The 14,036-nt window shown below is 38.1% G+C and carries 19 protein-coding genes; 6 read left to right on the plus strand and 13 right to left on the minus strand.

The window, feature by feature from the left end:
* The first annotated feature begins 19 nt into the window (after positions 1-19).
* The 4 genes from H4J70_RS02405 to H4J70_RS02420 all read left to right on the plus strand — a co-directional run bounded on the left by H4J70_RS02405 (position 20) and on the right by H4J70_RS02420 (position 2,284).
* Positions 20-286 (plus strand): hypothetical protein, encoded by a 267-nt coding sequence (locus H4J70_RS02405; RefSeq protein WP_182214642.1) that lies wholly within the window; start codon positions 20-22, stop codon positions 284-286.
* Entirely contained in the window at positions 286-1,110 is an 825-nt protein-coding gene (locus H4J70_RS02410) for a mechanosensitive ion channel family protein (protein ID WP_182214641.1), read from the plus strand. Before H4J70_RS02405 ends, H4J70_RS02410 begins: the two co-directional genes overlap by 1 nt.
* 19 nt (positions 1,111-1,129) lie before the next feature.
* Positions 1,130-1,663, plus strand: coding sequence for an RNA polymerase sigma factor SigX (gene sigX / locus H4J70_RS02415; RefSeq protein WP_182214639.1), 534 nt, complete (start codon positions 1,130-1,132; stop codon positions 1,661-1,663).
* A 111-nt stretch (positions 1,664-1,774) separates the two neighbouring features.
* Positions 1,775-2,284, plus strand: a complete 510-nt coding sequence (locus tag H4J70_RS02420; RefSeq protein WP_182214638.1) for a DUF3016 domain-containing protein — start codon at positions 1,775-1,777, stop codon at positions 2,282-2,284.
* Positions 2,285-2,374: 90 nt separating this feature from the next.
* Here H4J70_RS02420 and H4J70_RS02425 read toward each other — a convergent pair whose 3' ends face one another.
* Positions 2,375-2,686: a hypothetical protein gene (locus H4J70_RS02425; protein WP_070374891.1), complete on the minus strand. Its 312-nt coding sequence runs from the start codon at positions 2,684-2,686 to the stop codon at positions 2,375-2,377.
* 38 nt (positions 2,687-2,724) lie between these two features.
* Positions 2,725-3,741, minus strand: a complete 1,017-nt coding sequence (epmB, locus tag H4J70_RS02430) for an EF-P beta-lysylation protein EpmB (protein WP_182214808.1) — start codon at positions 3,739-3,741, stop codon at positions 2,725-2,727.
* A 56-nt stretch (positions 3,742-3,797) separates the two neighbouring features.
* On the opposite strand from epmB, the gene efp reads away from it, so the two are divergent.
* Complete coding sequence (efp, locus tag H4J70_RS02435) at positions 3,798-4,367, plus strand: elongation factor P (protein WP_070374890.1); 570 nt, start codon at positions 3,798-3,800, stop codon at positions 4,365-4,367.
* Positions 4,368-4,520: 153 nt separating this feature from the next.
* On the opposite strand, the gene yjgA is transcribed toward efp, so the two are convergent.
* Positions 4,521-5,045, minus strand: coding sequence for a ribosome biogenesis factor YjgA (gene yjgA / locus H4J70_RS02440; protein ID WP_182214636.1), 525 nt, complete (start codon positions 5,043-5,045; stop codon positions 4,521-4,523).
* A 107-nt stretch (positions 5,046-5,152) separates the two neighbouring features.
* Here yjgA and pmbA point away from each other — a divergent pair, with 107 nt between their 5' ends.
* Positions 5,153-6,520 carry a metalloprotease PmbA gene (gene pmbA, locus H4J70_RS02445; protein WP_404842431.1) on the plus strand — a complete coding sequence of 456 codons (1,368 nt, stop codon included), beginning with the start codon at positions 5,153-5,155 and terminating at the stop codon, positions 6,518-6,520.
* A 103-nt stretch (positions 6,521-6,623) separates the two neighbouring features.
* On the opposite strand, the gene mgtE is transcribed toward pmbA, so the two are convergent.
* The 10 genes from mgtE to kdsC form a co-directional block, all read right to left on the minus strand.
* Positions 6,624-7,982, minus strand: coding sequence for a magnesium transporter (mgtE, locus tag H4J70_RS02450; RefSeq protein ID WP_182214634.1), 1,359 nt, complete (start codon positions 7,980-7,982; stop codon positions 6,624-6,626).
* Between the two features lie 119 nt (positions 7,983-8,101).
* Positions 8,102-8,377, minus strand: coding sequence for an HPr family phosphocarrier protein (locus tag H4J70_RS02455; protein WP_182214633.1), 276 nt, complete (start codon positions 8,375-8,377; stop codon positions 8,102-8,104).
* Between the two features lie 13 nt (positions 8,378-8,390).
* On the minus strand, positions 8,391-9,245 hold the full coding sequence (rapZ, locus tag H4J70_RS02460; protein ID WP_182176378.1) for an RNase adapter RapZ: 855 nt from the start codon (positions 9,243-9,245) through the stop codon (positions 8,391-8,393).
* 31 nt (positions 9,246-9,276) lie between these two features.
* On the minus strand, positions 9,277-9,732 hold the full coding sequence (gene ptsN, locus H4J70_RS02465) for a PTS IIA-like nitrogen regulatory protein PtsN (RefSeq protein ID WP_182214631.1): 456 nt from the start codon (positions 9,730-9,732) through the stop codon (positions 9,277-9,279).
* A 45-nt stretch (positions 9,733-9,777) separates the two neighbouring features.
* A complete protein-coding gene (hpf, locus tag H4J70_RS02470) occupies positions 9,778-10,065 on the minus strand; it encodes a ribosome hibernation promoting factor (RefSeq protein ID WP_146798691.1) in 288 nt (95 codons plus the stop codon).
* A gap of 23 nt (positions 10,066-10,088) precedes the next feature.
* Positions 10,089-11,597 carry an RNA polymerase factor sigma-54 gene (locus tag H4J70_RS02475; protein ID WP_182214629.1) on the minus strand — a complete coding sequence of 503 codons (1,509 nt, stop codon included), beginning with the start codon at positions 11,595-11,597 and terminating at the stop codon, positions 10,089-10,091.
* A gap of 79 nt (positions 11,598-11,676) precedes the next feature.
* A complete protein-coding gene (gene lptB, locus H4J70_RS02480) occupies positions 11,677-12,408 on the minus strand; it encodes an LPS export ABC transporter ATP-binding protein (RefSeq protein WP_070374882.1) in 732 nt (243 codons plus the stop codon).
* A complete protein-coding gene (gene lptA, locus H4J70_RS02485) occupies positions 12,405-12,947 on the minus strand; it encodes a lipopolysaccharide transport periplasmic protein LptA (RefSeq protein ID WP_070374881.1) in 543 nt (180 codons plus the stop codon). The genes lptB and lptA overlap by 4 nt, the downstream gene beginning before the upstream one ends.
* Positions 12,928-13,494 carry an LPS export ABC transporter periplasmic protein LptC gene (lptC, locus tag H4J70_RS02490; RefSeq protein WP_182214628.1) on the minus strand — a complete coding sequence of 189 codons (567 nt, stop codon included), beginning with the start codon at positions 13,492-13,494 and terminating at the stop codon, positions 12,928-12,930. The genes lptA and lptC overlap by 20 nt, the downstream gene beginning before the upstream one ends.
* Positions 13,491-14,036 (minus strand): 3-deoxy-manno-octulosonate-8-phosphatase KdsC, encoded by a 546-nt coding sequence (gene kdsC, locus H4J70_RS02495; protein ID WP_182214627.1) that lies wholly within the window; start codon positions 14,034-14,036, stop codon positions 13,491-13,493. Before kdsC ends, lptC begins: the two co-directional genes overlap by 4 nt.

Raw genomic sequence — 14,036 nt, forward strand, 5'->3', positions numbered from 1 at the left:
ACTATTGCTCGAGGATGAGATGAAAGACATAGAAAAGAGTTTAGCGAAAGAATTAAGCTGTGATGCAGATGTTGCTTTTAGTACATCAGATGATCAGCTTTTTAAGCGCGCAACCTTAACAGCAAATAATCAGCAAGGTACAAAAGATCTTGTTGCATTGGGCTTAGCTTCACTTTGGGTTGTTTTTATTAGCCTATTTATGAAAGTTTTAAAACCGATATTTAAACAGATGGCACCTTGCCCAAAAATAACAAGCAATAGCATAACTAATAATGAGAATAGATAATGGATACTGAAAACATCACAGATAAAGCTTACTCTGGCTTAATAACTGTTTGGCATAAAGTGGTTACTTTTTTACCTGATTTAATTGTCGCTATTTTATTTCTACTTGTCGGTTGGATTATTTCAACACTCATTAAAAACTTTCTTAATAAATCATTAATTAAAATTGGTTTTGATACGTTTTTAAATAAACTGGGTCTAGATTCACTGCTGAAAAAAATGGATGTTACTTTAACGGGTAGCCAAGTTGTTGCTAGTCTTATTTCGACATTCTTCTTACTTATCTTTTTATTAGCGGCTCTAGATATTTTAGGCTTAACCGTACTTTCCGGCTTAATCGACACTTTGGTGTTGTTTTTACCTAAATTACTTGCTTCACTCGCTGTCTTAATTTGTGGCTTCTTTGTTGCGCAAATTGTTTTTAATGGTGTAAAAATAGCCGCTAAGAATACTGGTGTTGACTATGGCCGTTCCGTTGCCGAAGTATGCCGCGGTATTATTATCGTTATTACTGTTTCTTTATCTATTACGCAATTAGACATAGATGTTTCTCTGCTAAATAACATCATGACAGTACTTATTGGCAGTGTCGGTTTAGCGGCGGCTATTTCTTTAGGTATCGGCACTAAAGCCATGGCCCAAGAAATTGTTGCTGGCGTTTACCTTCGAGAGATGTACCAAATAGGTGACGTTATTGAAGTAACAGACATTAAGGGTACCTTAGCTGTTATTGGCAGTGTTGCGAGTAAAGTGATGGCAGCCGATGAGTCGCTAACGACGATACCGAATACTTTCTTATTAGCTAATAAAGTTATTAAGCAATAGTTGAGGCTTATTTTACGGTTTGACTACGCTTAATGAACGCGAGCTTGTTACCTTAGTGCAAGCAAGCCTACCTTATGATACGCGTCTTTTTCAGCAACTAATTACACCTTATTTACCTGTTTTAAAAGGATACTGTGTAAAGTTACTTAAGCATCAGCCTGATGCCGAAGACGTCGTACAAGAAATAATTATAAAGGTACTCGCCCACTTAAAAAACTTTAAGTGGGCGGTATCTTTTAAAGCATGGCTATTTAAAATTGCCCATAACGAATGTATCAATAAAATAAGAGATCGCCGTTGGGATACTATCGAACACAATGATGAATATCTTGAAAGTATAACCAATGATGATAATAGCCACGAAGATTTTGGGACAGCACTTTCATTATTAATGGTTAACCTGTCCTTTGCTGATCGTAATATTATGCTACTACGTTACCGCACAGGTTTGGAATTTCAAGAAATAGCCGATATTTGTCACCTCAATATTTCAGCGGTAAAAATGCGTCATAAAAGGGTTGTAGATTTTTTACAACAGCGATTAAAGCAGTAAAGTTTGGTAACCTGTGTAACTATGGATAAGATAATTTTAGGGCCGTTTTTATTCAGGGTAAATATAAAAAAATCACTCGGCATTAATAAACTTTATGGTTAAGGATATATGATGATTAAACCACTATTCACTTTATTGACTGCTTTAATACTAGGCAGTCTGATCTTAACGATTCCTACAGCACAAGCTGCTGAGGTGAACATCACTTGGACGGAGCCTGATAAATACCGAGATATTGATTCAGGAACGGAAGGTCGAAAACGCTTTCGAGAAAATATGTTTAACGAATTTGAAAAACATTTATCCAAACTTGCTAAAGCATTACCCGCATCTCAAATACTTAATATAGACGTAACAGACATTGATTTAGCGGGTGACGTTCTCGCCAGCGGTCTACATCAAATTAGAGTGATTAAAGACCTTTATTTTCCAAGAATAAAACTATCATTTACATTAATAAATGCTGAGAAAGTCATAATACTTAGCGACAATGTTAATTTAAAAGATATGAGTTTTATGATGGGTGGACGCTTAAAATATAGAAATAATGCGTTAGGCTATGAAAAAAAATTGCTTGATGATTGGTTTAAAGATGCTTTTGCAGACTATGTTGATAAATAAGCGTCACATTTTTAACGTTATATAAAGCAAAAGGCCATCTTTATAGTGCAATAAAGATGGCCTTTTTATTTTTACTTTTAAGCGGTACCGTTAATGGGTAACCGTTGCACTGTTTTCAAAGTTCGCTAAAACGGTAAAAAGCTTTTCTATTTTCTTTACCGTATCTATTAGCGTTTGTTGATCTGATGTTTTTTGCCAAAAAATTAAATCGTTCGCGACTTCTTCAACATAAGGCTGAAAAGTATTTGCCGAACATTTGAAACCAGCGTCTGCTTTAAATATTGCCTCAAAGCTTGCTTGCTTGTTTTTTCTTAAATCGGCTAAAGTCGCATCAGCGGCTAGCGATTTTTTTAAAATAATTGAAATATTATCAACGAGTTGCTTACTAACAGTTGCGCTCATAGTGTCTCTATATTGACGATTGTTTTGATATACCGCTATTATGCCAAATTGATGGGCGTTTTGTTAGCTTCTCCCGCAATTTCTCGTACTAATTTTGGCATTAAAAAGCCAGGTAATATCGCCATCATTTTTTGGACGATTATTTTTGCCTCTTCTTCACAAATATCAAAGTGAGCAACCCCTTGTACGGGATCAAACATATGTAAGTAATAAGGTTGAATACCACTATCAAATAAAGTTTCGCTGAGTTGACATAAGAGTTTGGCGTCATCGTTCACTCCTTTTAATAATACACTTTGATTGAACAAAGGAATTCTTGCCAAACGAAGTTTTTCGAGTGCTTGCTTTACTTCATCATCGATTTCATTAGGGTGATTAATATGTAAAACCATGGTTGCCTTTAATCGAGTTTCAGACAAAATGTTCACTAATGATGTTGTTATGCGCTGCGGGATAACAATGGGTAAACGCGTATGAATACGCAAGCGTGTCAAATGTTTAATCGGCTCAAGTTGTTCAATAAGCCACTGTAGGTGATCATCACTTGCCATTAAAGGATCGCCACCACTGAAAATCACTTCATTAATTTCAGGATGATCGGCAATATATTTTAGCGCCGGCTGCCAGCGAACTTTATTGGGACTGTTTTCATCATAAGGAAAGTGGCGACGAAAACAATAACGGCAATTAACTGCACAACCTGACTTTATAATCATCAAGACTCTGTGCTTATATTTATGCAATAAGCCTTCGGCAACAGTGTCGTGCTCTTCTAGTGGATCCATTGAATAGCCATCAGAGACAACAAACTCATCAGAGAGTGGCATAACCTGTTTAAGCAGCGGATCGTTAAAGTCGCCTTTTTTCATTCTTGTAATAAAAGGTCGGGGTACACGGACCGGAAATAACTTACGTGCTGAAAAGTGTTGCAGATAATCTTGGCTGTCAATTTCTAGCATATCTAAAAGCTTTTTCGGATCTGTAACGACATTACTTAACTCTTTTTGCCAAGAAATGTGCAATTGTTCGCTTATTTGGGGTATTATCTGCGGCATTTGTAATTTCAATTTAAATCTCTGCGTTATTTGTTTGAGTATAAGAGAACATTCATATGGCTAATTTTAGTACAAACCAATTTAAGGCTGGCCTTAAATTAATGATTGACGGCGAACCATGTAACATTTTAGAAAACGAATTAGTAAAACCAGGTAAAGGCCAAGCCTTTAGCCGCGTAAAAATTCGTAAACTTATTTCTAATAAAGTCTTAGAAAAAACCTTTAAATCAGGCGAGTCTTGCGAAGGCGCTGATGTAATGGAAACCGAGCTAGCTTACTTGTATGCTGACGGTGAATTCTGGCATTTTATGAATAATGATACCTTTGAGCAAATTGCCGCTGATGAAAAAGCAGTTGTAGATTGTATTAAATGGTTAAAAGAAGGCGATCTTTGTACCATTACTTTATGGAATGGTTCACCTATCACAGTAACAACCCCTAATTTTGTTGATCTAGATGTTACAGAAACAGATCCAGGATTAAAAGGTGATACTGCCGGTACGGGTGGAAAACCAGCAACTTTACATACCGGTGCGGTTATTCGTGTACCGCTATTTATTCAAATTGGTGAGACAGTTAAAGTGGATACGCGTACGGGTGAATACGTATCGCGTGCAAGTAAATAAGCACTTTTAACGATTATCTACTGTGCTATTTTCAATAAGCGTCTTAATAAGTAGCCAGTGCATTTGGGCTACTTAGCTTTATTGTCACTTAGCAATGAATAAAATTTAGTATTAAAAAAACCTGCTGATGCAGGTTTTTTTATAGATAAACGACTAGTTTATCTGTCTAGTATGAAGTTTTAGATAATCAAATAGCTCTTTGTAATACTTGCCAAGCTTTTCTGATTTTTTCTCTTTTGCCGCTTGTCGTACTAATTGACGTAGCTTTTGTCTTTCCATCGACTCATGCTCGTTCAGTAAAGCTTCAACAAAGTCATTACCCTCATCAATAGCGTCATCACGCATCTTTTCAAGCTTAACAAACTTAGCTGTTTCTTGTTGATGCTTATTTGCCATAACATCAAGAGCATGTTTAATTGGCTCTAAATCAGATTCTGATAATATTCTTGCCAAGTGGCGAACATGGCGACGTAATGCTTCATGTTTGTTTTTAATTTTATCAGCTAAAATTAAGGCGTCCTTAATCTCCTCAGTAAAAGGAATTTTACTGCGCTGATGCTTAGATAAATCAATAAGCGACTGTCCAAAGATTTGTAACTGGATCATTTCGCGCTTTACTTCTGATTTACTTTTTAATTCTTCATCTAATTCATCGATATCGTTAGCAGAGTCGGGCATAATATTCGTTATTAAAGTGATAATTATCGCTATTATACTCGTAAGTGCTTATGGTATACAGCGCATATTCTCCAATTTCCTGCATTTATAGAAGAAAACAATAAATTATGACTGAAACGATGAACGCTAAACAATCGATGAACGAACAATTAAGAGACGTTGAGCAACGTGTAGCACAAGTACTCGACTTAGCAAAATCGCTAGGAGCAGATGCAGCTGAAGCTTCTATAAGCCGCCAACAAGGGTTAAGTGTTGGTACGCGGTTTGGTGAAGTTGAAACGGTTGAGTTTACTAATGACGGTGCATTGGGTATTACTGTTTACCAGCAAGGTCGTAAAGGGAGTGCTTCAACCGCAGATTTATCAGAAGCGGCGTTAAAACAAACAGTACAAGCGGCGGTTAATATTGCAAAGTATACCTCTGTTGACGACTGTTCAGGATTAGCAGACAAGGACATGCTTGAAATGTCGCCTGCTGATTTAGACTTATATCACCCAAAAGTTTTAACAACAGACCAAGCTATTCAACTCGCCAAAGAATGTGAAGATAGTGCGCTAGCGTATGATCCTCGTATTACTAACTCAGATGGTGCATCACTTGATAGCTTTGAAGGCTATAAAGTGTATGGCAATAGCAATGGGCAGATTGTTGGCTATCCAAGCTCTCGCCATAGTTTAAGCTGCGTAATGATCGCCTCTGAAGGTGATGATATGCAAAGAGATTATGCTTACACCGTTAATCGTGATTTTGATTTAATGGATAATGGCATCGCTATTGGTGTGCAAGCATCAAAAGAAGCGCTTTCGAGATTAAATGCTCAAAAATTACCGACAGGAAAAGTGCCGGTGATGTTTCGTGCCGACATTGCTAATTCCATTTTTGGACATTTTATAGCGGCGATCAGCGGTGGTAATTTATACCGTAAATCATCTTTTTTAATGGACGCTATTGGCAAACAAGTTTTTCCTGACTTTTTAAATATCAGTGAACGCCCTCATATTTTAAAAGGGTTAGCGAGTAGTGCTTTCGACAGTGAAGGCATCAAAACGGTTGACCGTGAAATTATTGTCGATGGTTGTTTAGAGACCTATCTATTAACCAGTTATTCAGCACGTAAGCTAGGACTTAAATCTACTGGCCATGCCGGTGGTATTCATAATTGGCAAATTAATGCCAAAGGTTCTGCCAATGGCGGTGACTTTAATGCCATGTTGAAAAAACTCGGTACTGGCTTTCTTGTCACTGAATTAATGGGACAAGGCGTTAATGTAGTCAATGGTGATTATTCACGTGGCGCTGCCGGTTTCTGGGTTGAAAACGGTGAAATTGCTTACCCGGTATCAGAAGTTACCATTGCGGGTAATTTATCTGATATCTTTAAAGGCTTAGTTGCTGTCGGTAGTGATGTTGACTTACGAGGCAGTATTTTAACGGGTTCATTGTTAATTGAAGAGATGCAGGTTGGCGGCAATTAATCAAATCGTGTTATTTTAATAAGGTACATTTGATTATTAAAACCAACAGGCTAGTATTGAGATCTTGAAAAGGTATCAAGATCTCAATAAGCCAATATCTAGTTTAGGTTAGGAATAAAGTTGCAGTACCTAAGAAAGCGAATATTCCGACCACATCGGTAATCGTTGTTAATATCACACTACCAGCGAGAGCAGGGTCAATATTCATCCTTTTCAAAAACAGCGGGATAGCGACACCAGCGATACCAGCAGCGGTTAAATTCATTAACATTGCAAAGGCTATAACGCCACCAAGCATTAAATTTTGTTGCCAAATAGCCACAACACCAGCAATTAATACCGCCCAGATAACGCCATTAAGAAAACCAACAGCAAGTTCTTTCTGAATAAGTATTCTCGCATTTGAGTCGCCAACATGGCCTAGCGCAATGGCGCGAACAACCAGTGTTAAGGTTTGGTTACCGGCAACACCACCCATACTAGGCACTAAAGAATTTAAAATAGCTAAAATAGCCAGTTGGCTTAAAACACCTTCGAACATACTCGATACAGCAACGGCAAGTAGTGCGGTAATGAGATTAACGCCAAGCCAAATAGAGCGTTGTTGCGTGCTTTTTAAAACCGGAGCAAAGGTATCTGCCTCTCCATCTAAGCCCGCCATACTCATCATTGAATGTTCGGCATCCTCACGAATAATATCAATAACATCGTCTATCGTGATACGACCAAGCAAACGGCCTTCATCATCAATAACTGGTGCAGAGAACCAATCAAATTTTTCAAAGAGTTGCGCTACGTCACTATCAGACAAATGCACTTGAATTGCTTCAATATCTTTATCAATGAGTGTTGAGACGATAATTTCAGGTTTAGCGGTAATGATCGCCGCTAGAGAAACGGCGCCAATAAAGTGATTCTTACCATCGACCACATAAAAAGAATCGGTCGCTTCAGGTAAATCACCCCGTAAGCGCAAATAGCGCAATACCACATCAACCGTTACATCGGGACGAATTGTTATGGTATCGGTATTCATGATACCGCCAGCGGTATCTTCTTCAAATGATAACGCGGCTTCGACTCGACCTCGGTCTTGCGAGTCCATAGCACTTAATACTTCTTGATAAACACTATCGGGTAGAGTACGTAAAACTTCAGCTAAATCATCAACATCCATGCCTTCAGCAACGGCGGCTAATTTTTCAGGGCGGATAGTTTTTAAAATACCTTTTCGAACTTCCTCATTGAGTTCTTCAAGTACTTCACCGTGATTATCAGCGTCGATAAGTTGCCATAAAACGGCACGACTTTTCGGGTGAGATGACTCTAATATTAAAGCAATATCATAAGCTGGCATGTTCTGTAGTAATTTTCGAACGTGCACAAACATACCGCTACCAAGTGCTTTATTGACTTGTTGCAGGCGTTGATGATTTTGTTGTTGCTCTGATATTTCCGGCATAAAGTTTTCCTGTGCCGCAGTAATACGAAAATTATATTGTTTATATCTTAGTCAAGATGCGCTGGCTAAGGTGTTGTAATGAATGATAACGTAACTTTATTTTTTATTCAGTCTTTTTATCATTCGTCTTCATCAAATTTATCAGAAAATAACTGGCATACATCGTCAAGTGCTTGTTGAGCATCTTCTCCTTGGGTAATCACCTCTACGGTTTTTCCAAAGCCACCGGCCAGTAACATTAACCCCATAATACTACTGGCATCAGCTTCTTTGCCCTCTAAGCAAATAGTAACGTTAGCATTAAGCTTTTGGCTTAACTGGGCAAGTTTAGTGGCAGCACGTGCATGTAATCCCAGTTTATTGCTAATGGTTAATGATTTATTATATTTTGGCATACAGTGACCGTTATTAAGTGCTTTGTATTTTAATGTCGCGATGATGAGACTGAACATCTTCGCGTTCTTTTCTAAGATTGTTTGCTAATATTTCTGCAATATAAACCGATCGGTGTTTTCCACCCGTACAACCAATGGCGATAGTAATATAGCTGCGATTGTTTCTTTCTAAGTGGGGTAACCATGTCATCATAAAACTGTTAATTTGCCAGATAAATTTAGTGACAATCGGTTGGCTAGCAAGAAAGTCTCGCACGGGTTGATCTAAACCGGTAAAACCTTTTAAGTCTGTTTCCCAAAAAGGGTTAGGCAGAAAACGTGCATCAAAAACATAATCTGCGTCTTGTGGTACACCGTGTTTAAAGCCAAAAGATTCAAACACCACCACCATAGATGCCGAGGTTTTGCCCAAAATTCGCTCACGCACTAAATCAGATAATTGATGAGGTGATAACTGGCTGGTATTAATATACAAACCCGCACGCGTGGAAATAGGCTCAAGCAGCTTTTTCTCTAAAGAGATGGCTTGGTCGAGTGGGATATTTTGTTTAATCAAAGGATGTAAACGACGCGTTTCACTAAAACGTCGAATAAGATCAGAGTCATCAGCATCTAAATACAGAATATCGAGTTTTACTGTTTTTGGTAGATAATCTAATATTTCTGAAACGTCATTAGGATCATTGGGTAAGTTACGTACATCTAAACTAACCGCTACTTTGTCGTAATCATTAATAACGGTATGCGCTAATGCAGGCAATAAATTCACCGGAATATTATCGACACAGTAGTAGCCTAAATCTTCGAGTACACGTAAGGCGACACTTTTACCTGACCCTGAGCGACCACTGACTATCAAGAGTTTCATTTGAGTTTTCCTGGATTATTATTAGATTTTATTAACGTTTAGCATGCTTTATTAAAGTAAAAAGCTCTTGCGAATTTTGGCATTTTCTTACTTGCTTTGCGAACTGTTTAGTACTAAATATTTGCGCAATACTTTGTAAGGTATCTAAATGTTGTTGGCAGTTTTCTTCGGGGACAAATAACGCAATAATAATATCGACAGCACGGTTGTCTATCGCATCAAATTCAACGGCTTGTTCACTGGTCAGCAATACAGCAATAACTTGTGACGTGTTGGTTAATCGACCATGAGGAATCGCAATGCCATTTCCTATGCCGGTAGAGCCAACCTTTTCACGCGCCATTAAGCTTTCGAATAATTGATGAGTATCAATATTGTCGAATTTTTTTGCCGCAGTTGTGCTAATTATTTCAAGGAGTTTTTTTTTGCTTGTACCCTTAATCGCACACAGGGTGCAATCAAGGGTAAGGATATCTTGCAACTTCATTATACTACTTAGATTCTTTGGTGAGTGAACAGGCGATAAACAGCATTAATGCTGATTCGTTTTACCTTTGTACTTCAATATTTGCCGGTCAAGCTTAACAACAAGACTATCAATAGAGGCATACATGTCAGCATTTTCAGCTTTTGCATGTAAATCAGAGCCACTAACGTGAACAGTCGCTTCAGCAATTTGATTTGATTTTTCAACGGTGAGAACAACATGAACATTATTGATATGATCAAAATGTCGGCTTAATTTTGCCATCTTAGTCGTGACGTTTTCTCGTAAAGCTTCGGTAATGTCAACATGGTGGCCAGAAAGATTAATTTGCATAAGCTTAATTCCTCATCTTTTCGTTAAAGTAAACTTTTTCGTTGGTTAGAAGGTGGAATAGAAAGTGACTCTCGATATTTTGCTATGGTGCGTCGAGCTACATTTATCCCTTGATCGGCTAATAAATCAGCCATTTTACTATCACTAAGTGGTTTTGCTGGGATTTCGGCAGCAACAAATTTTTTGATTAATGCACGAATAGCTGTTGATGAGCATTCGCCACCGCTTTCGGTGCCAACATGGCTTGAGAAGAAAAACTTCAGTTCGAAAATTCCACGTGGCGTATGCATGTACTTTTGTGTCGTCACTCGTGAAATGGTTGATTCATGCATATCGACAGCTTCGGCAATATCATTTAAAACCATTGGACGCATGGCTTCATTACCATGTTCAAAAAAGCCAATTTGACGTTGCACAATACAGTTTGACACTTTTAATAAGGTATCATTACGGCTTTCTAAGCTTTTAATAAACCATTTAGCTTCTTGTAAATTTGAGCGAATAAATTGTGTGTCCGCTGTCGACTTCATCGAACGTGACATCGAAGCATATTGCTGATTCACCGAAAGTTTTGGCGCAGTATCAGGGTTTAATTCGACCACCCAACGGCCATTTTTCTTTTCAACAGACACATCAGGAATAACATACTGATCGTCACTCTTCATCACACTATCGCCGGGTCTAGGATCAAGTGATTGAATAAGACGCACCACTTCGCGCAGTTGCTCTTCTTTCAGTCGAGTTTTACGCATTAATGTACGATAGTCTCGGCTACCCAGCAGATTAATATGGTCACGCAAAACTAACTTACTTTCTGCTAACCAAGGTGTAGCGGGGTCAAATTGATTAAGTTGAATGATTAAACATTCTGAAATAGAACGAGCAGCGACACCGACAGGATCAAAGAGGTTAATACGTTTTAGTACCACCTCAATTTCATCAAGCTCTACTCCTTCAATGGCAACACTTTCTAAAATGTCTTCACTAGATACCGTTAAGTAACCGGCGTCATCAACAGCATCAATAATTGCTGTCGCTATAGCGCGGTCTGTTTCGGTAAAAGGGCTTAATTCCATTTGCCAGCGCAAATGATCTTGAATGGAGTCTTGAGTCTCGCCTTGGTAAGTATAATCTTCTGAAGCTGGGCCTGAGCTTGAACTTGCTGCACCGGCCGTGTAGTTATCATCCCAAGTGGTATCCATGTTTAATTCTTCAGGGATATCGTTCTTGTCCATGGCTTCAGTGGTGGTGATTTCATCAATGGTAGGCGTAGCGTCTTCGCTACCATCAGAAGCAGGGGCTTCTTTAACGTCACCATTACCGGCAGTGTGAGCTTCTTCAAGGTTGTCAGTACTTTTATCTTCGGGATTATTTGAAGACTCATCCATTTCTAATAATGGATTACTTTCTAAGGCTTCCTGAATTTCTTGTTGAAGCTCTAACGTAGACAGTTGCAGCAATTTGATTGCTTGCTGCAATTGTGGCGTCATGGTTAATTGTTGTCCTATGCGGAGTTGTAGAGTAGGGCGCATTTAGGTCATTAACTTCCTATTATTTTTAATGGGATATTTTCGTTTTTTTCATACGAAGATACTATTCATTTACTGACTACTATAGCGTGAATTGTTCACCAAGGTATACATCTCTTACGTGTTGATTTGCAAGAATTTGATCTGCAGTACCTTCTGCAATAAGTTCACCATGACTAACAATATACGCATGTTCACATACATCGAGAGTTTCACGTACATTGTGATCAGTGATCAACACACCAATGCCACGTTCTTTTAAGTGTAGAATAATTTTTTTAATATCACCTACTGAAATTGGGTCAACACCAGCAAAAGGTTCATCTAATAAAATAAATTTTGGTTCAGCAGCTAATGCGCGAGCAATTTCTACTCGGCGGCGTTCACCACCAGATAAGCTCATGCCTAAATTATCTTTGATATGACCTATGTTGAATTCTTCAACAAGATGTTCTAATTTTTCTTCGCGTTCAGCATCTGATAATTCTTTTCGTGTTTGTAAAATAGCCATAATATTGTCGTAAACACTGAGTTTTCGAAAAATAGAGGCTTCTTGTGGTAAATATCCGATGCCTTTTCTCGCACGCTCATGCATAGGCGCTAACGTCAGGTTTTCGTCATTTAAGATAATATCGCCACTATCACTTTCAACTAACCCCACAATCATATAAAAAGAAGTTGTTTTTCCGGCACCATTTGGGCCCAGTAAACCGACTATTTGTCCTGCTGAAACTTGCATACTGACATTTTTAACCACTTTTCTGCCTTTATAGGCTTTGGCAAGGCCTTTTGCCATTAGGGTGCTAGTGCTCATAAATTAATTTTTTCCTGAGTTTTCGCGTCTGTGGTTGTCGCTTTAATTTTTTCTTTCGGCTGAAAAATCGTTTTAGTGCGTTCGTTAGATTTACTTTCAGCATTAACATACTGAGTGGCAATATTGTAAGTAATTCTACTGCCACTAACCTCACTACCTTCTTGCTGTAATAACGCATTTCCTGAAATTATCACTAAATTATTTGCGGGCTCATATCTTATTTCGTCTGCTTGTAAGCTAAGAGGAGTGCCATCGGCTAAGGTTTGTTTAAAGGTTGCTGGCTTCCCTTTAGCGATATAGGTTTTTTCTTCACTGCCAGATTGAGTCAGCACTTGTACTAAATCAGCACGTATAACTAATGAACCTTGAGTGATCACCACGTTATCAATATAGCTGAATATTTTATTTTTAAGATCAACGGCTTGTCTTGAAGCGTTAATTTCAATCTTTTGTTTTATATCAAATTTTTCAGCGAAAGCTGACGAAAATAGCGGAGTTGATAACAATAAGCACAGTAGGCTATTTTTTAACAATTTCATAAATTGATTTCACATGTTTAGTTAGTGTCATTTGGTTGGTGTTTAAGTCGACAATTAAACCTTTACCATCGATGGTAAATCCTTTACCGATAATTTTAATTTCTTGTTCTGAACTTATGATGTTAGTTTTTAGATCAAGTTCAAAGTATTTTCCTTGAACTTCTTGTAATAAGCTATCGGGATCTGTTGCTAACAGGCGGACATGCTTTGCTAATTTTACCCGGTTGTTATTGTATAATATGCCTTCATTGGCAGATATTTTCCATGCGGGCGCATCATTTTTTGGATGAAGTGTGTATTGAGGAAACTCAAAGTTGGTAATACTTAACTCAGGGTAATGTTCCATACGATGGGCATCAACAACATAAGCTAAGCTTCCTTGATGTTTATAAACATTACTGTGTAAATTTTCGGCAATAAAATCAGGGGTCAGCGTCTTATCAATCGCTTGTAATTGTGGTGCTGAGGAATTTCTCCATTCAATTATACCGTAAACGCCTCCCGCAATTAGAAAAAACAACAAGGTTAAACTATAAAGTCGATTCATATACTCGCACCCGAAGCATTTGCTAAGGTGTTTTGGCTAAGCATGATTAAATCGCATATTTCTCGAACAGCACCAAAACCGCCATGGTTAAAAGTGGTGTAATTTGCGATAGATAAAATACTTGGGTGGGCATCTTTAACAGCAATACCCAAGCCTACAGCGTTGATACACTCATAATCAGGCATATCATCACCAATATAAGCAATTTCCTCGAGGGATAGCTTTAATTGCTTAGCCATCGTTTTCAAGGCGGGTAATTTATTTTCTTCACCTTGCACTATATATTTAACATTTAAGGCTGACATACGTGTTGCGACAATATTTGATGTTCTCCCGGTGATCACCGCTACATCGACACCGCTGGCGCCTAATGCTTTTATGCCGTAGCCATCTTTAGTGTGAAAAGCTTTTAATTCTTCACCATCGTTACCCAAATAAATACGGCCATCAGAAAAAACGCCATCAATATCACATATCAGCAGCTTTATTTTTTTCATGGTATTGAATGCTGTGTCAGTAATTTCGCCATAGAGTGTTTGCAT

Source organism: Colwellia sp. BRX8-9 (genome assembly GCF_014077245.1).
Taxonomy (GTDB): Bacteria; Pseudomonadota; Gammaproteobacteria; order Enterobacterales; family Alteromonadaceae; genus Colwellia_A.